The organism is Candidatus Polarisedimenticolia bacterium (genome assembly GCA_036004685.1).
In the GTDB taxonomy this organism is placed as follows: Bacteria; Acidobacteriota; Polarisedimenticolia; order Gp22-AA2; family AA152; genus DASYRE01.
In genome coordinates this window covers 1-19,786 of sequence record DASYRE010000004.1, presented here as the reverse complement: position 1 = coordinate 19,786, position 19,786 = coordinate 1, and the positions used below count along the sequence as shown (strand labels likewise).

At 68.0% G+C, this 19,786-nt stretch carries 13 protein-coding genes; 10 read left to right on the top strand and 3 right to left on the bottom strand.

Annotated elements, in window-relative coordinates; translation table 11 throughout:
- Positions 1-5: 5 nt before the first annotated feature.
- Positions 6-872 (top strand): Ku protein, encoded by an 867-nt coding sequence (locus tag VGR67_00290; protein ID HEV8334843.1) that lies wholly within the window; start codon positions 6-8, stop codon positions 870-872.
- A 16-nt stretch (positions 873-888) separates the two neighbouring features.
- Positions 889-1,713 carry a tetratricopeptide repeat protein gene (locus tag VGR67_00285; protein HEV8334842.1) on the top strand — a complete coding sequence of 275 codons (825 nt, stop codon included), beginning with the start codon at positions 889-891 and terminating at the stop codon, positions 1,711-1,713.
- A gap of 118 nt (positions 1,714-1,831) precedes the next feature.
- Here the strand turns inward: VGR67_00285 and VGR67_00280 are convergent, their stop codons facing one another.
- On the bottom strand, positions 1,832-2,437 hold the full coding sequence (locus VGR67_00280) for a DUF1579 domain-containing protein (protein ID HEV8334841.1): 606 nt from the start codon (positions 2,435-2,437) through the stop codon (positions 1,832-1,834).
- A 239-nt stretch (positions 2,438-2,676) separates the two neighbouring features.
- Here VGR67_00280 and VGR67_00275 point away from each other — a divergent pair, with 239 nt between their 5' ends.
- From VGR67_00275 to creC, 7 genes are all read left to right on the top strand, one after another.
- Positions 2,677-3,882, top strand: coding sequence for a CIA30 family protein (locus tag VGR67_00275; GenBank protein ID HEV8334840.1), 1,206 nt, complete (start codon positions 2,677-2,679; stop codon positions 3,880-3,882).
- Between the two features lie 13 nt (positions 3,883-3,895).
- A complete protein-coding gene (locus VGR67_00270; protein HEV8334839.1) occupies positions 3,896-5,107 on the top strand; it encodes a histidine kinase in 1,212 nt (403 codons plus the stop codon).
- Positions 5,104-5,853, top strand: a complete 750-nt coding sequence (locus tag VGR67_00265) for a LytTR family DNA-binding domain-containing protein (protein ID HEV8334838.1) — start codon at positions 5,104-5,106, stop codon at positions 5,851-5,853. Before VGR67_00270 ends, VGR67_00265 begins: the two co-directional genes overlap by 4 nt.
- 181 nt (positions 5,854-6,034) lie before the next feature.
- A complete protein-coding gene (locus tag VGR67_00260; GenBank protein HEV8334837.1) occupies positions 6,035-8,035 on the top strand; it encodes a VIT domain-containing protein in 2,001 nt (666 codons plus the stop codon).
- Positions 8,032-8,811, top strand: coding sequence for an exosortase K (gene xrtK / locus VGR67_00255; GenBank protein HEV8334836.1), 780 nt, complete (start codon positions 8,032-8,034; stop codon positions 8,809-8,811). The genes VGR67_00260 and xrtK overlap by 4 nt, the downstream gene beginning before the upstream one ends.
- Before the next feature lie 205 nt (positions 8,812-9,016).
- Positions 9,017-9,697 carry a two-component system response regulator CreB gene (gene creB / locus VGR67_00250; GenBank protein HEV8334835.1) on the top strand — a complete coding sequence of 227 codons (681 nt, stop codon included), beginning with the start codon at positions 9,017-9,019 and terminating at the stop codon, positions 9,695-9,697.
- Positions 9,694-11,127: a two-component system sensor histidine kinase CreC gene (creC, locus tag VGR67_00245; GenBank protein HEV8334834.1), complete on the top strand. Its 1,434-nt coding sequence runs from the start codon at positions 9,694-9,696 to the stop codon at positions 11,125-11,127. Before creB ends, creC begins: the two co-directional genes overlap by 4 nt.
- A 46-nt stretch (positions 11,128-11,173) precedes the next feature.
- Here the strand turns inward: creC and VGR67_00240 are convergent, their stop codons facing one another.
- Positions 11,174-14,041 (bottom strand): protein kinase, encoded by a 2,868-nt coding sequence (locus VGR67_00240; protein HEV8334833.1) that lies wholly within the window; start codon positions 14,039-14,041, stop codon positions 11,174-11,176.
- Positions 14,042-14,166: 125 nt separating this feature from the next.
- Positions 14,167-14,445: a UBP-type zinc finger domain-containing protein gene (locus tag VGR67_00235; protein ID HEV8334832.1), complete on the bottom strand. Its 279-nt coding sequence runs from the start codon at positions 14,443-14,445 to the stop codon at positions 14,167-14,169.
- A gap of 331 nt (positions 14,446-14,776) precedes the next feature.
- On the opposite strand from VGR67_00235, the gene VGR67_00230 reads away from it, so the two are divergent.
- Positions 14,777-18,787: a DEAD/DEAH box helicase gene (locus VGR67_00230; protein HEV8334831.1), complete on the top strand. Its 4,011-nt coding sequence runs from the start codon at positions 14,777-14,779 to the stop codon at positions 18,785-18,787.
- Positions 18,788-19,786 lie beyond the last annotated feature (999 nt).

Below are 19,786 nucleotides of genomic sequence, written 5' to 3'. Positions count from 1 at the left end.
AGAGCATGGCACCACGGGCAATCGCGTCGCTGACCGTCTCCTTTGGACTCGTGTCGATCCCGGTGAAGCTTTTTTCGGCTACCGAGTCGAGTCATGCGATCTCCTTCAACCTCCTGCACAAGGGGTGCGGCTCCCGGCTCCGGCAGCAGTACTTCTGCGCCAAGGAGGACGTGCCGGTCTCGCGCGAGGAGATGGCGAAGGGGTATGAATTCGCCAAGGACCAGTACGTGATGTTCTCCCCGGAGGAGCTCAAGACGATGGAGGAGGCGGGAACGCACACCGCCGACATCTCCGAATTCGTGCCGATCGCGTCGATCGACCCGGTCTACTTCGACAAGGCCTATTATCTCGCCCCCGACAAGGGGGGCGCCAAGCCCTACGCCCTGTTCGCCCGGGCGCTGCGCGACTCGAAGCGCTGCGCCATCGGAAAATGGGCCGCGCGCGGCAAGCAGTACATCGTGATGATCCGCCCCGTCGAGGACGGGCTGGTGATGCAACAGCTTCTGTACGCCGCCGAGGTGCGATCGATCCAGGAGATCGACATCCCGAAGGGCGAGGTCAAGGAAGCGGAGCTGAAGCTCGCCCAGCAGCTGATCGACCAGTCGGCCTCCGACACCTTCAATCCCGCCGCCTACGCCGACGAAGTCCGCGGCCGGATCGAGGCGGCGGTGCAGAGGAAGGTCGAGGGCCAGGAGATCACCATGGCGGAGGTGCCCGAGGGCGGCGGGCAGGTGATCGATCTCATGGAGGCGCTGCGGGCGAGCCTCGAGCGGAAAGCGCCCGCCAAGGCGCGCGCCGAAGCCGCCGAAGCGCGCAAGCCTCCGAAGCGCGCCGGGTCCGAAGGGGCCGCGAAGAAGACCGCCAAGAAATAGCGGGAGGCCGCACGCGATGCACGAGTACACCATCCGCGACGTCGAGAAGCTGGTCCATCTTCCGCGCCGCGCCATACGCGCCCTGGTCGAAGCCGGGTTCGTCTCGCCGGCGCGCGGCCCGCGCAACGCCTGGCGCTTCTCCTTCCAGGATCTGATCGTCCTGCGAACCGCCCGGGCTCTCGCCGCCGCCAAAGTGCCGCGCAAGCGCATCACCCGATCGGTGCAGGAGCTGCGGCGCCATCTCCCCGATTCGATGCCGCTCTCCGGATTGAGCATCTCCGCAGGCGGCGATTCGGTGGTGGTCCAGGAAGGGGCGCGCCGCTGGCAGGCGGAGTCGGGACAGTACCTGCTCGCCTTCGAGGGGAACCCCGCCGACGGCTCGCTGAGCGTGATCGAGCGCCCCGGGATGCCGCTCAGCGAGATGGGCGCGGAGGCATGGTTCGAGCGCGGCTCGGCCCTGGAGGGTGAGGACCTCCCGGCGGCGGTGGCGGCCTACGAGAACGCCGTCGCGGCCGACCCGGCGCTCCTCAAGGCGCGCATCAACCTGGGATGCCTGCTGCACGAAGCGGGGCGCTTCCCGGAAGCCGAGCGCGCCTACCGCGAGGCGATCCGGTCGTGCGGCAACGACTCGGTGCTGCTCTACGATCTCGGCGTCCTGCTCGACGACATGGGCCGCAAGAGCGAAGCGCTGCAGGCCTACGAGGCGGCGCTGCGCGGCGACCCCGGCTTCGCCGACTGCCACTACAATCTCGCCCTGCTGTACGAAAGCTTCCGGAAGCCCAAGGAGGCGATCCGCCACATGGCGCAATACCGCAGGCTGACCGTGACGAAGACGGATTAAGCGCCCTCCAGCAGGCAGGTGGCGCTGCGGCCCGGCACCCTCCCAAGACGAAAGCGGCGGCCCGGAAGGGCCGCCGCATCGAGCTTCGTGACGATCGGTCTTTTCGCGAGGAAATCGCCTACTTCTTCGTGTAGGTGATCTCCATCATCTTCATTTCCTTGCCGTCCTTGCCGGGTCCGTACATCTCGAACACCTCGGTGGTCGGGCTCAGCCAGCGGGTGGTCATCCGGGCTTTCACGGGAACCTTCTTGATCGGGTCGTTCCAGGAGCCGGTGAAGGTGCAATTGCGGGATGCATCGCACGTCCCTTCGTTCACCATCAATCCGGTCGACATGCTGTCGTTCCACGTCGACCAGTACTTCCCGGACACGTTGTCGTAGCCCATCATCGCATGGCCCGTGAAAGGCTGCCCCATCATCGTGGAGCTCATTTCCTCGACCAGGATGCGGCCGCCCATCGTCATGGAGCGGGTCGCGGTCCCGGTGTCCTCGTTGGGGGGCTTGCCCGGCTCGTGCCAGCCCTTGATCTTCAGATCGTAGGTCCCCACGGAAGAAGCCAGCGACTGATGCTGGGGCCCCGGGGTCCCGGCCTTCATGTAGGCCTCCATCTCCGCCTTCTGCTCCGGGGTCATCTGCGGCGGCTGCTTCTGGTTCTGCGCCAGCACGGTGCCGGCGAGCAGGACCATCGCGGCGGCCGTCGAGAGCGCTCGTGCGGGCTTGCGCATGCGAATCCTCCTCCGAAAGAGATTGTCCGTGGTTCGAAGCCAGGGGAGGCGAGAGTATAGCAGAGGGGGCAGCGCTCCGGCCGCCGCTCGCCGAAGACGGTGGCCGCTCCACCGACCGGAACGGCAGCCGGCCGATGGGCGCGATCCGGAGGGCGGAGCGCCGTGTACCATCCGCAAGCGCACCGAGATGCCGGAGGCGGACTCTCCGGCGCGGCGGCGCGGAAAGGAGCCGATGGCCCATGAACGGCGTGACGAAAGCTTTGCTCTGGCTCTTGATGATGGCGTGCGGCGGCGTCCCCCTTCTCGCCGGCGAGGCGGGAGCGTGGAAGCTCGACGATTTCGAGGATGGCAATCTCAAGTCGGCCCCCGGCCTCACCTGGTTCCTCCTCGCCGACGACATCGCCGGCGGCGCCTCGGAGGCGCGCATGGAAGTCCGGTCCGGCGGTGCCCCGGGCTCGAAGCATGCCCTGCGGGTCAGCGGCCGCCTGGACGACAAGAGCGGCTGGCCGTTCGCGGGAGTCTGGTCGAACCTCGAGGCATCGGGGGGGTCCGTGAGCCTGTCGGCGTTCGAGGGGATCCGCTTGCGTGTCAAGGGCCCCGCCAAGATCGAGGTCGGCCTGCGCAGCGGCATGAACAACTTCATGGCGGACGTCGAGGCGGGGCCCGGATGGAAGCTCGTCGACGTGCCGTTCGCGACGCTCTCACCGCGGGGAAAGGTCCCGGAAGGGATGAAGTGGAGCCCGGACGCCGTCCAGGTCTTCGGAGTCACCACGCCTCAAACGCCCGCCGAAAACAAGCCAAACGGCAAGTTCGAGTTCGAGCTGGACGACGTCGTCCTCTACGGCCGGGGACCCGGGAAGCCCGAGCCGATGGCTTCGGGGCCGCCCGGCTCCGTCTCCAGCCAGCCCTTCGCCGCGCTCGACTCGATTCCGAAGACCAGCTGGATCGATTTGGGATCGGATCCCGAGGGCGACGGCCGAAAAGCGTCGCTTCCCGACGCGACCCGCCTGGAGGCGATCCCGGCGTCACCGGATGGGCTGCTGTGGGTCCGGATCACGCTGCGCGAAACGCCGCACGATCGATGGATGGGAGTGAACGTCGCGCTCGACGTCGACGGTGATCCCGACGACGGATTCGCCTGGTGGGGCGCGAACAAGGCCTTCAAGTTCGACCGGGTGGTGACGGTCTGGTGCTTCCGGCACGACGACCGCTGCGAAGGCTACGTCGGCATCGCCGACGCGGACCAGGCGGCGGCCGGGAACTACATCCCGAGTCCCGGCGGCGGCCTGCGCTTCGCCATCGACCGGCAGCGGAAGGCCTACGTCGTCGGGATCCCCCGCGCCTCGCTGGGGCCCGCGAAGGAGGTCCGGCTTGTGGCGGCGGTCGGTTCGGCCTTATTCTTCGCCGACGATGTGCCCGGACAGGGAGCCGCCACGCTTCGCTGACGGCGCGTCCCCCATGGCGCGCGCGGCGGATGCCTCCGCCCAGGGGCCGGCCGGCGCGGCCGCCCCTGCCGCGGCCGTCATGGCCGCACGGGCGACGGAGCGCGGCCCCTTCGCCCTCTCGATCGCCACCACGGCCGCGCTCTCCGCCTGGATCCTCTTCATCGCCCTCTACGCGGTCATCTTCGCCCTGTCGGGGATCCCGATCGGCCGCGCGGTCCGCGGGGCGCTGGCCAACGGAATTCCCGACGGGCTCGTCGTCCTGGCGGTGTTCCGCCGGGCCCGCCGGGCCGGCGTGCCGCGGACGGCGAGGGAGATGGTGCTCACGTCCCTCTCCCGCGGACTGCTTTTCGTGGCGCTCGCCGCCGGAGCCAAGGTCCTCCTGCTCTGGATCGACGTCGCTCTCACGCGCGGCGGCGAACCGTTCCGCCTGTTCGCGGGGGTGATCGCGTGGCAGATCTTCGTCAGCGCGCTGCTCTACGTCGCGTCGTCGTCGGCCGCCCACGTCTGGGCGATCGATCGCCGGCTGCGCGAGGAGGAGGCGCGGGCGGCGCGGGCCGAGGCGCTGCGGGCACGCGTGCAGCTCTCGGCGCTCCGGGCCCAGCTCAACCCGCATTTCCTGTTCAACGTGCTGCATTCGGCCGTCGGCATGGTGCGCCGCGATCCGGCGCTGGCCGAGTCGGCCCTCGAGAGCCTGGGCGATCTGCTGCGCTACGCGCTGCGCGTGCATCGTGACGGCATGGATCAGACGCTGCTGCGCGACGAGTGGGAGTTCATGGAGACCTATCTGCGCCTCGAGAAGATCCGCCTCGGGGATCGCCTCGAGGCGGCGCTGCGGGCGGAGGAAGGGGCGCTCGATCGGGCCGTGCCCACCTTCTCCCTCCAGCCGCTCGTCGAGAACGCGGTGCGCCACGGGATCGCGCCGCGGGCAGCCGGAGGGCGGGTCTCGATTGAAGCGCGCATCGAGGGCGGCGCGCTGCGCCTCGAGGTGCGCAACGACGCCGGGCGAGACGGTCCGCCGGCGGCAGGCGGGCCCGAGCCGGAGGGTGAAGGAGGCATGGGGCTGCGGATCCTGCAAGACCGGCTCGACGCTCTGTATCACGGCAAGGCGCGGATGACCGCGGGACCGGCCGGATCGGGCGAGTATCGCGTCGTCCTCCTCCTGCCCGCCGAATCGAGCCTCCCGCCCCGGGGAGCGTCACGCTCCCCTCTTGAAGGCGAAGCATGAGCGAGGATCGCGTCCGCGCCCTGATCGTCGAGGACGAGCCGGAAGCGCGGCGGATGCTCCGCGACTTCCTCTCCGACGCCGCCTGGATCGAGCTGGTCGGGGAAGCGGCCGACGGAGGCAGCGCGGTCAAGGCGATCGATCGATTGCAGCCGGCGCTCGTCTTCCTCGACGTCCGGCTTCCGGAGCTCTCCGGTCTGGAGGTGCTGCAGAAGATCCGGCACCAGCCCGAAGTCGTCTTCGCGACGGCCTACGACCGGTACGCGGTCGCGGCCTTCGAGCTGGGCGCGCTCGACTATCTCGTGAAGCCGTTCGGACGCGAGCGGTTCCGCAGGATGCTGGAGCGGGTGCGGGGCCGCCTCGCCCGCGGGCCCGAGGCTCCTCCTTCGCCGGAGCGGGCGCGGACGGCGCTCGCCGGGACGCCGCTGCGCCGCCTGTTCGCGCGGACCGGCGATCGGATCGTTCCGATACCGGCGGCGGCGATCCGGCGCGTCCAGGCGCGCGGCGACTACGCCGAGGTCCACGCCCCGGGAGGGCCGTTCCTCCTGCACGTCAGCCTCACCGAGCTCTCCGCCCGTCTCGATCCCGAGCGGTTCGTCCAGGTCCACCGATCCCACATCGTGAACCTCGACGCCGTGAAGCTGATGCGCCCGCACGACGACCGCCGGTTCCTCATCGTCCTTACGAACGGCGAGGAGATCGTGGCCAGCCGCTCCGCCTCGGAGCTGCTCCGCAAGCAAGTGCGCTGAAAGAGGCCAACCTCAAGCATTCCCGCGCCTTGCGGCCGTCTTGGGCCTCCAGCCGGCCTTGCGGCTCACGCGCTTTTCATCAATTTCGCACACTCCGCTCGGATTCGGCTCACAGCCGGCCCGTAACCTTCCACGTGGAGGGACCGAAACCACGGCGATCCGCCGAATGGAGGTAAGAGCGATGGGTCCGATGGGGCGACGCGGGGCGTTCTTGCTTGGTTTGCTGCTGATCGTGACGGGGCCAATCCTGGCGCAGGCCCGGGAGGACGAGAGCCTGTCCCCTTACTTTCTCGTCGAGCAAGGGGACGACGCTGCGGGGGAGGGGTTTCCCCTGAAATCGACGAACGTGACGGTGCGCATCAGCGGCGTGATCGCCGACGTCCTCGTCGTTCAGACGTACCGCAACGAGGGGACGCTGCCGATTCACGCGCGCTACGTCTTCCCCGGCTCCACGCGCGCTTCGGTCCACGGCATGAGGATCAAGGTGGGCGACCAGATGGTCGTGGCGAAGATCAAGGAGCGCCAACAGGCGAAGCGGGAATTCGAGCAGGCCAAAGCAGGCGGAAAGAGCGCCTCACTCCTGGAGCAACAGCGCCCCAACCTGTTCACGATGAGCGTGGCCAACATCCTGCCGGCGGATCAGGTCGAGGTCGAGCTGCATTACACCGAGCTGCTCGTCCCGGAGGACGGCGTCTACCAGTTCGTTTATCCCACGGTGGCCGCGCCGCGCTACTCGCATTCCTCCCAAGCGGCCTCGCCCGAGGAGGACGACGAGTGCCCGGAGGACTCCTACCTCCCTGAAGGAGAGGAGCCGCCGATGACGTTCGACATCAAGGTCGCGCTCTCCACCGGCCTGCCGCTGCGGGATCTCCGGAGCGGCTCCCATCCCATCCAGGTGGACTGGCACGGCCAGAGCCAGGCCGACGTCAGCCTCGCCGGCGCGGAATTCGGAGGGAACCGCGATTTTATCCTCGACTACCGGCTGGCCGGCAAGGAGATCGAGAGCGGGCTGCTGATGACCGAGGGAGAGGAGAACTTCTTCCTCCTGATGGTCGAGCCGCCGGAGCGCATCCGCATCGACGAGATTCCGCCGCGCGAGTACGTCTTCATCCTGGACGTCTCCGGCTCGATGCACGGGTTTCCGCTCGACACCGCGAAGTCGGTGATTCGCGATCTGATCGGCCACCTCCGGCCGACCGACCGCTTCAACGTCATCCTGTTCTCCGGAGGCTCGCGCGTGATGGCCCCGGCCTCCCTTCCGGCGACCGAGGAGAGCGCCCGCCAGGCGATCCAGATGATCGACCGCGAGGATGGCGGCGGCGGCACCGAGCTGGCCCAGGCGGTCGCGACGGCGCTCGCCCTGCCCCGGGAGGAGAAATTCTCCCGCACGGTGGTGGTCATCACCGACGGCTGCATCAGCGAGGAGAAGGAAGTTTTCCAGATGATCGAGAAGAACCTGAACCAGACCAATTTCTTCAGCTTCGGGATCGGCTCCGGGGTCAATCGATACCTGGTGGAAGGCCTGGCGCGGGCCGGGATGGGCGAGCCGTTCGTGGTGACGCAGCCGGCGGAGGCGGCGGAAGCCGCCAGCCGGTTCCGCGAGTACATCGAGTCGCCCCTCCTGACGAACGTGCAGGTCTCTTTCAGGGGGTTCGACGCCTATGACGTGGAGCCTCGCGCGCTCCCGGTGCTCTTCGCGCAGCGTCCCATCATCCTGTTCGGCAAGTGGCGCGGCAACCGCGCGGGCGAGATCGAGGTGACCGGCGAGGGGGCGGCGCGGCGGTATCAGCGGATCTTCCGGGTCTCCGACACGGCGGGCCAGCCGGCCAACCAAGCCCTGCGCTACCTCTGGGCGCGGGCGCGGGTCGCCCGCCTGCACGATTTCAATTTCGGCGAGGAGAGCGACGACGTGGTGAAGGAGATCACCGCGCTGGGGCTCTCCTATTCCCTGGCGACGCCTTACACCTCCTTCATCGCCGTGCTGGAAAAGGTCCGCAACCCCGGCGGGAACGCCAAGGAGGTCGATCAGCCTTCGCCGCTTCCGCTGGGCATGTCCGACGGAGGATACGGCGTCGGTCCGGAGCCGGAGCTGTGGGTGATTCTGGCCGCGGCCGGGCTGTTGCTGGCGGCCCTGGCGTCCCGGGGGCGGCGCGCGCGGCGCGCGGCGCGACTGGCGCCATGAGGCTGCTCTCGCCGCCGCGGCGCGAGATCGTCCGGGCCCTGCCCTTTTTCGGGGCCGGCTTCCTCCTCGTCCTGGCGCTGAAATACCATTATCGCCACGCCACGGTCGACGATCTCGACTGGATTCTCCGGCCGACGGCGGGCGTCGCGGAGCTGCTCTCGGGAATTCGCTTCGAGCGGGAGGCCCATGCGGGATGGATCAACCACCCGCACCGGATCATCCTGGCGGCCGGGTGCGCCGGAGTCAATTTCCTGATCGTCGCGTACTCGACGCTCTTCTTCTCGTTCCTGCACCGTCTCGGAAGCGCGGCGGGTAGGGGCGTCTGGCTGGCCGCGAGCCTGGGAATCGCGCTTCTCCTGACAATCGGGACCAACGCGCTGCGCATCCTCGGCGCGATTCACCTGTACGAATCGGACCTTCACGGCGGCCTGCTCACGCCGGAGCGGATCCATCGGGCGGCCGGAACGGTGGTGTACTGTCTGTCCCTGCTGCTCGCTTATCTGACGGTGGAGCGGCTGTTCCGGCGCTGGGGCGCCGGAGAGTCCGGCGGAAAGGCGGCCTCGCCGCTCGTCCCGCTCGGCTGGTACCTGACGTTCACCTTGGGCGTGCCCTTGCTCGATCGGGCCTTCCTAGCCGATCCCGGCAGGTTCCTGGAGCATGCGACCCAGGTCGTCTCCACCTGCGCCTTCCTTTTCTTCGGCGTCCTGCTGTGGCGCGCCGGGCGCCGAGGATGGCCTCGGCGAGTCGACGGTGATCGGGCGGATGCGAAGTGCTAGTGTCGCGTCTCCGAAATCCTGTTACATTCGACCGTCGATCCATCCCGGCTCGCTGTGTTGCGCCTCGCTTGCGTACCGCGTTGGGTACGCGGCACTTCGGCGCGCCTTGCCATCCGGGCGTCTCGACGGTCTCGGTGTTAACATGATTCCTGAGACGCAACACTAGGATCCGGGTGAATGGCGGACGCGGCGGAGGACGCGACGGGTGAAGGCGAGGATCCTGATCGTCGACGACGAGCCGGCGATCCTGGACAACATTCAATACGTTCTCGAAGCGGAGGGGTTGGAGACGCTGCGCGCCTCCGAGGGGCAGACCGTCCCCTCCTTACTCGCGCGGGAGAGGATCGACCTGATCCTGCTCGACATCGGCCTGCCGGACATCAGTGGCATCGATCTCTGCAAGGAGATTCGCAAGACGCACACGACGCCGATCATCTTCCTCACGGCTCGATCCGGAGAGCTCGACCGGGTCGTCGGCCTCGAGCTGGGCGCCGATGACTACATCTCCAAACCTTTCAGCCCGCGGGAGCTCTCGGCCCGGGTGAAGGCGGTGCTCCGGCGGGTGCGCGGACCCGCGGCTCCCGCCCGGCCCCACGGCAGGTTCTCGGTCGACGAAGCGCGGCGCCAGATCTCCTACTTCGGCCGGACGCTGGAGCTGTCGAGGTACGAATACGAGATTCTCAGGGTCTTTCTCCGGCATCCCGGCCACGTCCTCTCCCGGGATCAGCTCATGACGATGGTCTGGGAGCAGCCGGAGAGTAGTCTCGATCGAAGCGTCGACGCCCACATCAAGAACCTGCGCGCCAAGCTGAAGTCCATCCGGCCCGGCGACGACCCCATCCTGACCCACAGGGGCATCGGCTACTCGCTCAAAGAGGATCCATGAAGCTGGGCACCGCCCTTTTCCTCGCCTACCTTCTCATCTTCCTGCTCTGCTTCTCCTACCCGATCGTCCACATCGCCAACAGCCTCCGGACCCGCTATCTGGAGAGCGTGGAGGAGCCTCTGGTCGATCAGGCGAACATCCTGGCGGCCGTCATCGGGCACGAGATGGAGGCCGGACACTTCGAGGCGGGCGAGCTGAACAAGGTGCTCGCCGGAGCGACCGCGCGCGATCTTTCTGCGAAGATCTACCGGATGAAGAAGGAGCACGTCGACGCGCAGATCTATATTACCGACGCGACGGGGAGGGTCCTTCTCGATTCGGGAAATCCCGGGAACGTCGGCGCCGACTTCAGCCAGTGGCGGGACGTCCGCCTGACCCTGAGAGGGGAGTATGGGGCCCGCACGACGCGGACAAATCCGGAGGATCCCAACTCCGCGATCCTGTACGTCGCCGCGCCAATCCGGGTTCAGGGCGCAACGGTCGGCACGCTGACGGTGGCGGAGCCGACGACGAGCATCAACGCGTTTCTCGAATCGGCGAAGCCGAAGATCTTCAGGACGGCTGCGCTCTCCGCCGTGGTCGCGGTAGGCCTCGGCCTCCTCGTCTCCTGGTGGGTGTCGCGGGAGATCGGCAAGCTGACGCGGTTCGCGAACGACGTGCGCGCCGGAAAGCGGCTCGCGCTTCCGCGTTTGGCGCCGACGGAGCTGAGGGAGATGGGCAAGGCCTTCGACAAGATGAAGGAGTCGCTCGAAGGGAAGAAGTACGTCGAGGAGTACGTCCAGACACTCACGCACGAGATCAAGAGCCCGGTGTCGGCGATCCGCGGGGCGGCCGAGTTGCTTGACGAGGAGATGCCGCGGGAGAAGCGCGCCCAGTTCCTGGCGAACCTCCGTCACGAAGCCGAGCGCATCCAGGATCTGATCGATCGGATGCTGAAGCTCTCGGAGCTGGAGACCCGGAAGTCGCTCCAGTCGACCGAAATCATCCCGGTCTCGGCGTTGCTTCGAACCGTTCTGGAAAGCAAGGAGCCGATGCTGCTGAGAAAGGCGCTCGAGGTCCGGACCGAGGTCGACGAGAAAGCCGCCGTCCGGGGAGATCCGTTCCTCCTGCACCAGGCTCTCTCGAATCTCCTCCAGAACGCCATCGATTTCAGCCCCGCCGGGCGGCGGATCCTCCTGGGGGCCGGCGCCCGCGACGCCATGGTCGCCCTGACGGTGGAAGACCAGGGTCCGGGCATTCCCGATTACGCGAAGGAAAAGCTGTTCGAGAAGTTCTTTTCTCTGCCGCGGCCGGACACGGGGAAGAAGAGCACCGGGCTGGGGCTCAATTTCGTCAGGGAAGTGGCGGCGCTGCACGGCGGCGAGATCCGCCTCGAGAACCTGCCGGGACTGGGGTTCAGGACCACGCTCCTGCTTCCGGCCGCGCGGTAGCTCCGTCCGGCGCCGCTCGATTTCACAGACTCGGATTCCGCCTGATTCATTGATCCGCCTTCATCCGAACGGGGCCCAGGTGGCGGTCCAGCCAGTCGAGCGTCTCGCGGGCGACCTCCTGCGATCGAGGCGGGACGTGGCCGCCGTCGAAGACATAATGACGCTTGGCGCTTTCCGGAAGCGGGAAGAGACGGAAAAGGGGCTTTTGCGAGGTCTCGGGGGGGAAGATGAAGTCGTGATTGCCGTTGATCATCAAGACCGGGACGCGAACGTGCGGCGCGAAGTTGAAGGAGTCGATTTCGGGGGGCTTGCTCTCCGTGCTGAGGCCTCCCCCGACGAGGACCAGGACGCGCAGGCGAGGCTCGACGGCCCCCGCGATGGGAGCGAACCGGGCCCCCATGCTCAATCCGTAGAAACCGAAGCCCCGGCGATCGATATCCGAGCGGCTCTCGAGGTAATCGAGGGAGCGGCCGACATCCTTGGACCACTGGATCACGACGTCACGCTCCGCGTTTGCCCCGCCCGCCCCGGGCGGCACGCGGCGCTCGTAGGTTCCCTTGTATCCGGGGAAGAGCACGGCCCTGCCGCTGCGGATCAGGAAGTCGAACTGGCGCGTGCCCGCATCGCGGATCGAGTGGAGGCGGAGGGCGCTGCCGGGAGGGAAGTAGAGCACCGCCTGGTAGGGCGGCGCGGCATTCTTCGGAAGGAAGAGGGTCGCCGGGATCCGCTCGCCGCCGTAGGCGGCAGCGTAGCTGACTCTCTCCTCCCGCCAATACTCGGAATCATCCGCCGACGACTCGATGCGGGCCTCGAGCGGGCCAGGATCGTACCGGTGAAGGCTTCGGTACGCGGCGAAGATCGCGTCCCCGACCGGCTTCTCCTTCGAGTAGTCGCGGAAGACCGTCTCGATCGGCCCGAAGGCCGCCGCGGGAGGCGGTGACGGGTAGAGCGCGCAGCGAAACCCCTGGGTCGGACTGCGGTCGAAGGGGTCGAGGGCGTCGGGGCCGGTGAAGAGATAGGTCGGATCGCTCCAGGCTCCGCCTAGCGTGTAGCGGCTCGAGCCGGCGGCGTTCGACACCCACTCCCGGACATTTCCGGCCATGTCGTAGGCGCCCCAAAGAGAAAGACCTTCGTGGCTCCCCACCCGCGACGGGCCTTCGCCGCCGAAGTTGCTCAAGGGAAGGATGCCGGAAAAGATATTGTCGGCCCGCGCCGCGCGAAACCAGTGGTGGAAGGTCGGGAGACTCCTCCTGGTGAATTCCGCGTACGCGCCGGCCTCGTACCAGCTCACGCCCCCCACGGGAAAATCAGCCTGGCCTTCGGGATACGTGCCCAGCTCCCAGGTGGACGGACCGGGACGGCCGGTGGAGTCGCGGAGTAGAGTCATGGCCTCGTCGAAGCCCAGCGTGCGGCCCTCCTTGACAAACGGGATCTTCCAGTACTCCCGCTTTTCGTATCCGCCGCGGTCAAGGAACTGCTTGAATTCACGGTTCGTGACCTCGAAACGGTCCAGCCAGTAGTCTCCCAGCTCGACAGGCGGCGTGGCCTGATACTGATAGGAACCTCCGGGAACGTGCACCATGCCGTGCGGAACCTGATCGCTTGAAAAGAGCTTCACCGAGGAAGGCAGAGGGCTGGTCAGCTCGACGGGCTCGAACCCGTCCTTCACGAGCTTCCAGCGAAGCTGCGCGAAGGGCACCCGGGCGTTTTCGACGGGCGACACCCCGAGGCGATTCCACTCCGCGTGCGCGTCGCCGTAGTCCTTGAAGAGCACTTCAGCCCCTTCCGGCTCCGTGAGCAGGGTCATGGGCACCGAGACGTTTTTCCAGAGCTTCTCGAACTGCGGGTCTCCCTTCATCAGAGGCTGCACCTCGCGGGCGAGGCGGAAAGCCGCGACGGACCGGTCCGCTTCCAGGAGGCGGGTGATCTCCGGCAGGGCCGTGCGCCGCGCCCAGCGCTCGCGGGCGTTGCGGCGCCAGATCCAGGCGGAAAAGGCGAGGACGGCCACGACCGCGAGCGACACGAGGACCAGAGCCATTCGGCCCCGCCGGATCGGCCGGGGCTCGCTCAGCGTTCTCCGGCGCTCCGCGCCGATCCGGAGATCTTCGAAGAGGGCCGAAGCGTCCGGATACCGCGAAGAGCGATCCTTCATCAGGCATCGGCGGATGATCGGCTCGACGTCGCGGGCGCTCTCGGGCCGCAGTCCGCCGATCGGCGCCGGGTCGTCGCGCAGGATGGAGGCGAGCACCTGCGCATGGGTGTCGCCGCCGAAGGCGCGCTTGCCCGTGACCATCTCGTAAAAGACGGAGCCGAAGGAGAAGAGATCGCTCCGGGCGTCCATCTCTTTTCCTTCGACCTGCTCGGGCGACATGTAAGGGAAGGTGCCGGCCGGCGCCCCCTCGTGAGTCAGCGGGGTCGTCTGCGTCGCCAGGGCCGTCAGGGTGACGCCCGCCCCCGGTGGCAAGGCGGCCTTCGCGAGGCCGAAATCGAGGAGCTTGGCGCCCGCCCGGGTCAGCATGATGTTGCCCGGCTTGAGGTCGCGATGAATGATCCCGCGCCGGTGCGCCGCGTCGAGCGCGTCGGCGATCTCCAGCGCATGGCGCAGCGCCTCCTCGAGTGGCAGGGGACCCCTCCGGAGGCGCGCGGCGAGCGTCTCGCCTTCCAGGAATTCCATCACCAGGTAGTCGATGCTGTTCTGGCGACCGATGTCGTGAAGCGTGCAGATGTGAGGATGGGACAGGCTCGAGACGGCGCGCGCTTCCCGCTCCAGCCGCTGCCGCCATCCCGGATCGTGAAGCAGGGAATCCGGCAGGACCTTGATCGCCACCATGCGGTCGAGACGAGTGTCCCGGGCTTTGTAGACCTCCCCCATCCCGCCGGCGCCGGCGGCTTCGACGATCTCGTAAGGCCCCAATCTCGTCCCGGGGGAAAGCGCCATGATGGCTGGAGATTATAGACCCACCGGAGGGGGCTGGATGGAAGAGAGGGCCTCCTGGAGAATCGTCGGGGCCGGCTCTGGCGATTCACGGGATCGGAGGGTCAGTACTCGCGGACCGCGTCGTCGGGATAGCAGTAGAGCCAGCGCTCGCCCGGCTCCGCGGAGGCGACGACGGGATGGCCGCTGGAGGCCGCGTGCTTGCTCGCGTGCCGGTTCGGCGAGCTGTCGCAGCACCGCGTGCCGCCGCATTCCTGGCAAGTCCGGAGATGGACCCAGCGCGCCCCGATCTTCACGCACTCCTCGCACTCCCGGCGCTTGGCGTGGCGCACGCTGCCGATCTCGACAAGGTGCGCGCAGGTCGCCGGCTCTTTATCGCTCATTGTGGATACCTCGCTGGAAAAGCGCGGCCGATCGCGCCGAAGAAGAGCGCGGACGGCGCGTCGCAGTTGATTTCATCCGGGCCCGGCTCGCGGCCGGCGGCCCGAGGACCAAAGCCGCCTCAGCTTACTCGAGAGCCCGGCAGGTCGGCCACAAGGCGGGACGGAACCGCCGGGCAGGCCAGGGAAGATCCGCTGGAAACGCCGGCGTCTCCGACGTCTTGATCAGTATTCCCGGCCGCCGCGGACCGACCCATGCGTGATGCGCCAGGCCTGGAATGAGGAAACGCCCCCGAGGGAGGCTATAATTCTCGGGACCCTCGAGAGGATTCGGATGCTTCAAGGATTCCATCCAGCCATCCAGGAATGGTTCGCCGGCCGCTTCGGAGAGCCCTCGCAGCCCCAGAAGGAAGGGTGGCCGCGCATCCGCGAGGGGCGGCACACCCTGATCGCGGCGCCGACCGGCACGGGGAAGACGCTCGCCGCTTTTCTGTCGGCCATCGACGCGCTGTTGCGGCAAGGAGCGGAGCTGCCCGACGCCACCCAGGTCCTGTACGTCTCCCCCTTGAAGGCGCTCGGCAACGACATCCAGAAGAACCTGCGCGAGCCGCTGGACGATCTGCGGCGGATCGACCCGAGCCTTCCCGAGATCCGCGTCCTGGTCCGGTCGGGCGATACGCTCCCGGCGGAGCGGACGGCGATGCGCAAGCATCCGCCCCACATCCTGGTCACCACGCCCGAATCGCTCTACATCCTCCTCACCAGCGACGGCGGCCGCGCCATGCTGCGCACTGTCCGCACCGTCATCGTCGACGAGATTCATGCCATCTGCGGCGACAAGCGCGGATCGCACCTGGCCCTGTCGCTGGAGCGTCTCGAGGCGCTGACCGAACAGCCGCCGCAGCGCATCGGGCTTTCGGCGACCCAGAAGCCGCTCGAGCAGGTCGGACAGCTCCTGGTCGGGGCGGGCCGGGAGTGCGCGCTCGTCGACGTCGGCCACCGCCGCGCGATGGACATCGGCGTCGAAGTCCCCGATTCGCCGCTCGAGACCGTCTGCTCCCACCAGACCTGGGACGAGATCTATAAGAAGATGGCGGACCTCATCCGCCAACATCGCACCACGCTGGTGTTCGTGAACACCCGGAAGATCGCCGAGCGGATCGCGGCGCGGCTCACCGAGGTTCTGGGCCGCGAGCAGGTCACGAGCCACCACGGCAGCCTCTCCCGGGAGCGCCGCCTCGACGCCGAGCAGCGCCTCAAGGAGGGCTCGCTCCGGGCGCTGGTCGCCACCGCGTCGCTGGAGCTGGGGATCGACATCGGCGACGTGGACCTGGTCGTCCAGGTTGGCGTGACGCCGTCGATCGCCGCGTTTCTGCAGCGCGTGGGGCGCGCCGGTCACGCCCTTTCACGGATCCCGAAGGGGCGTCTCTTCCCCCTCACCCGGGACGAGCTGGTGTGCGCCGCGGCGCTGCTCTACTCCGTCCGCCGCAGCGATCTCGATCGCACGCCGCAGCCGCGCCGGCCCCTGGACATCCTGGCGCAGCAAGTGGTGGCGTCGTGCGTTCCCGAGACCTGGCCGGAGGACGAGCTGTTCGCCCGGATCACCCGGGCCTGGCCTTATCGCGATCTGTCGCGCGAGGATTTCGACGCGACCGTCCGCCTCCACACCCAGGGAAGGCTCGCCCTGCTCCATCGCGACGGCGTCCACCGGCGCCTGCGCGCCACCAAGCGTGCCCGCCTCACCGCGCTGACTTCGGGAGGAGCGATCCCCGACAACGCCGACTATCAAGTCCTGATGGAGCCCGACGGCATCCTGGTGGGCACCCTGAACGAGGACTTCGCCGTCGAGTCGAACGTCGGCGACATCTTCCAGCTCGGGAACGCCTCGTGGAAAGTCCTGAAGGTGGAGCCGGGGATCGTCCGCGTGGCCGACGCCCAGGGAGCCCCTCCCAGCCTGCCGTTCTGGCTCGGCGAAGCTCCGGCGCGGACCTCCGAGCTGTCGGATGCGGTGACGCGGATTCGCGAGCAGGGGCGCGATGCGGCTTGGCTGAAGCGGGAAGCGGGGCTGGACGAATCGTCCGCGACCCAGCTCTCGGACTACGTCGAGGCGGGGGCGCGGGCCCTCGGAGCGGTCCCGACGCGCGAGTGCGTGATCCTCGAGCGCTTCTTCGACGAATCGGGAGGGATGCAGCTCGTCCTGCACTCGCCGTTCGGCGGCCGCGTCAACCGCGCCTGGGGGCTGGCGCTGCGCAAGCGGTTCTGCCGCGGCTTCGGCTTCGAGCTGCAGGCGGCGGCGAACGAGGAGGCCATCGTCCTTTCCCTGGGACCGCACCACAGCTTTCCGCTCGCGGAAGTGTTCGATTACCTCCATCCGAAGACGGCGCGGGACCTGCTCATCCAGGCGATCCTCCCGTCGCCCTTGTTCCTCACCCGGTGGCGGTGGAACCTGACGCGCTCGCTGCTGCTCGCGCGGACCCGGATGGGACGGCGCGTCCCGGCGCCGCTTCTGCGCATGCGGGCCGACGATCAGCTGGTCCAGGCGTTTCCCCAGGTGCTGGCCTGCGGCGAGACGCTGCCTCCCGGCGATCTCCCGGTGCCCTGGGATCATCCGATCGTCCGGCAGACGATCGAGGACTGCCTGGAGGAGGCGATGGACGCCGAGGGAATGGTGGATCTCTTGCGCGATCTGCGCAAAGGCCGGATCCGCCGGCTGGCCGTCGACACGACCGAGCCTTCCCCGTTCGCCCTGGGAGTCCTGAACGCCCTGCCTTACGCCTTCCTCGACGACGCCCCCTTGGAGGAGCGGCGCACGCAGGCGGTGATGCGGCGGCGGAGCCTGGACGACGCGACCGCCGACACCGTCGGCGCGCTCGACCCTGACGCCGTCGCGCGGGTGCGCGAGGAAGCCTGGCCGCAGGCCGAATCGGCCGAGGAAGTGCACGAGGCGTTGCTCTGGATGGGCTACGCGACGGTTTCGGAAGTCGAGGCGTCGGGCTGGCAGGAATGGATCGGCGAGCTGGCCGCGCAGTCCCGTGTCGTCCGGGAGGGGGACCGGTGGTTCGCCGCGGAGTCGCCGCGGGAGGCTTTGCCCGTCCTGCGCGGGCGGATGGGGGCCCTGGGCCCGGTGACGGTCGTCGAGTCTCGGCAGGAGCGCGGGCGGTGGGTCCTTTCGGAGCAGGAAGGGGCCGAATTGCCCGCCCTCGAGAACGAAGGGGTCGTCCTGCGCTGCCGCCTGGAGGGGAGGCAGGCCTGGTGCGACCGCAGGCTCCTGGCGCGGATCCACGCCTACACGCTCGAGCGGCTGCGCCGGGAGATCGAGCCGGTCAGCGCCGGGGCGTTCTGGAGATTCCTCGGGTGCTGGCAGCATGCCGACCCCGACCATCGCCTCGAAGGGCCGCGCGGCGTCGCCGAGGTGATTCAGCAGCTCGCCGGCTTCGAAGCGCCCTCGGCGGCGTGGGAGGCGTCGATCCTTCCCGGCAGGATCCGCGGCTACCGCCCCGAGTGGCTCGACCATCTGACGCTCACCGGCGAGGTGGTCTGGGGAAGGATCTGGGAGTCGGGCGCCGCGCCGATCCGGAGCACGCCGATCAGCCTGCTTCCCCGGCGCGAGTTCGCCTCCTGGCTCGCCCTGGCGGACTGGAAGGAGGAGCGGGCCGGAGCGCCGGCGAGACCCGGCGAGGATCGGCTCGCCGCCTTGTCGGGAAGAGGCAGGACCGTGCTCGACCTCCTCGCCGGGCGCGGCGCGCTCTTCGCCCAGGAGCTGGAGGGCCTTTCCGGCCTCCTGCCGACGCATCTCCACATGGCCTTGGCGGAGCTGATCTCGGGAGGATGGATGACCTGCGATTCCTACGGGGGATTGCGGCGTCTCCTCCGCCCCGGCAAGGAGCACCGGCGCTTCGGAGTGCGATCGCTCCTGGTGCCGGCGGGCCGCTGGTCTTTGCTCCGCGGCCTGCCGCTCGCCGATTCCGCCGTTCGAACCCCCGCGCCGGACCGCAAGGCGCGGGAAGCGCTCGTGGAATTCGCCGCGCGGCAGCTCTTGAGGCGCTATGGAGTCCTGCAAAGGCGCCTGCTCGAGCGCGAGAAGCTGCCGCTTCCCTGGCGCGACATCGTCCGCACCTGCCGGGCGCTCGAGCTGAAAGGGGAGATCCGCGGCGGCCGGTTCATCGCAGGCTTCGCGGGCGAGCAATACGCCCTGCCCGAGGCGGTGGAGCTGCTCCGCGCCCAGCGCAAGCGGGAACCCTCGCCGCTCACCGTCTCAGCGTCGGATCCTTTGAACTTGCAGGGGATCCTGACTCCGGCCGCGCGCATCCCCTCGCAGGCGAGGGCTCGCGTCCAGGTCGGCTGAGAGCGCCGTCGGACGCGGCGTCGCTTCCCTGAAAGACTGCGGCGCGCGCCCCCAACTCCCGGCGCCAATCGTCCACGCGGCCGGGCTCGGCCCACCGCTCAAGAAATAGGCCCGCGTCTTTCCGGGAGATCTCCCGCCGTCCTGCCCCGGCTCGATTTCGCTCAAGGAGATGATGCCGCCGTACTTGAGGTGCGGAGAGGTCTTGGCCTCTTCAATCGCAGGTGTTTTGGTCATCCTGGCATCCGATCTTCTTCTCTTGGCGGTCTAACGCCCGCAATTCTGCTGCGGCGCAGTATCAACCAATGCGGCAGGCGAGCGAAGCGAGCCAGTCCGTCTCGCGCCGTCAGCAGCAATTGCTCGTTAGACCGCCAGCGTGCACAACGGCTTCCATAAGTCGTCGAGTCTCATCCTCGGGACCTACCGTTTAGGTTCCGACCACCTCAGAAGCTTATTATCGGGTGTGAAGACGACTTCGGCGTCGGCCCAATACCAGGTGGTAAAAGGTCCACCCTCCACTCTCTCGGGCTCGCCGAGCAGCTCTCGAGCCTCATCCATGCTCATCCCACGGCGCAGTTGACGCCAGTTCGCAAGGTCCGGCGATCTGGTGGAGGTCGTGGTAGGTCGGCCTTTTGAGGGCTTGCTCTTGATAAGGGACTCCAGCTCACGTACGCGTCGTTCGAGGTCGGTGTTTGCGCGCTCGAGGAGCTCTATTCGGCGAAGGAGGCTTTCGGTTGATGTTTCCTGTCCTGTCGCGACCGCTGGGATGGAAGCGGCTGCCAACGCGGCGAGAAGCGCGATACGGAGTGTGGCAGTCATCGTGGCCCCCCTTTGGTAATTCACAGCAACGTAAGTCGTCGGCCTAACAGGATGCTGAAAAACCCTTCATTTTCCCGTTGACGTGATCACTCATCGTTGTACGATGCTCCGGAACTTTTCGGAGGAGCCCACGATGCGCGGAGATGACCGGCACCAAGACGGTGTGTTCAGCTACCTTTCCCC

Bases quoted from the DNA above. Each gene is read 5' to 3' on its own strand.
- creC (HEV8334834.1), top strand. From the start codon at position 9,694: ATGAAGCTGGGCACCGCCCTTTTCCTCGCCTACCTTCTCATCTTCCTG.
- VGR67_00290 (HEV8334843.1), top strand. From the start codon at position 6: ATGGCACCACGGGCAATCGCGTCGCTGACCGTCTCCTTTGGACTCGTG.
- VGR67_00235 (HEV8334832.1), bottom strand. From the start codon at position 14,445: ATGAGCGATAAAGAGCCGGCGACCTGCGCGCACCTTGTCGAGATCGGC.
- xrtK (HEV8334836.1), top strand. From the start codon at position 8,032: ATGAGGCTGCTCTCGCCGCCGCGGCGCGAGATCGTCCGGGCCCTGCCC.
- VGR67_00275 (HEV8334840.1), top strand. From the start codon at position 2,677: ATGAACGGCGTGACGAAAGCTTTGCTCTGGCTCTTGATGATGGCGTGC.
- VGR67_00230 (HEV8334831.1), top strand. From the start codon at position 14,777: ATGCTTCAAGGATTCCATCCAGCCATCCAGGAATGGTTCGCCGGCCGC.
- VGR67_00270 (HEV8334839.1), top strand. From the start codon at position 3,896: ATGGCGCGCGCGGCGGATGCCTCCGCCCAGGGGCCGGCCGGCGCGGCC.
- VGR67_00285 (HEV8334842.1), top strand. From the start codon at position 889: ATGCACGAGTACACCATCCGCGACGTCGAGAAGCTGGTCCATCTTCCG.
- VGR67_00260 (HEV8334837.1), top strand. From the start codon at position 6,035: ATGGGTCCGATGGGGCGACGCGGGGCGTTCTTGCTTGGTTTGCTGCTG.
- VGR67_00265 (HEV8334838.1), top strand. From the start codon at position 5,104: ATGAGCGAGGATCGCGTCCGCGCCCTGATCGTCGAGGACGAGCCGGAA.
- VGR67_00280 (HEV8334841.1), bottom strand. From the start codon at position 2,437: ATGCGCAAGCCCGCACGAGCGCTCTCGACGGCCGCCGCGATGGTCCTG.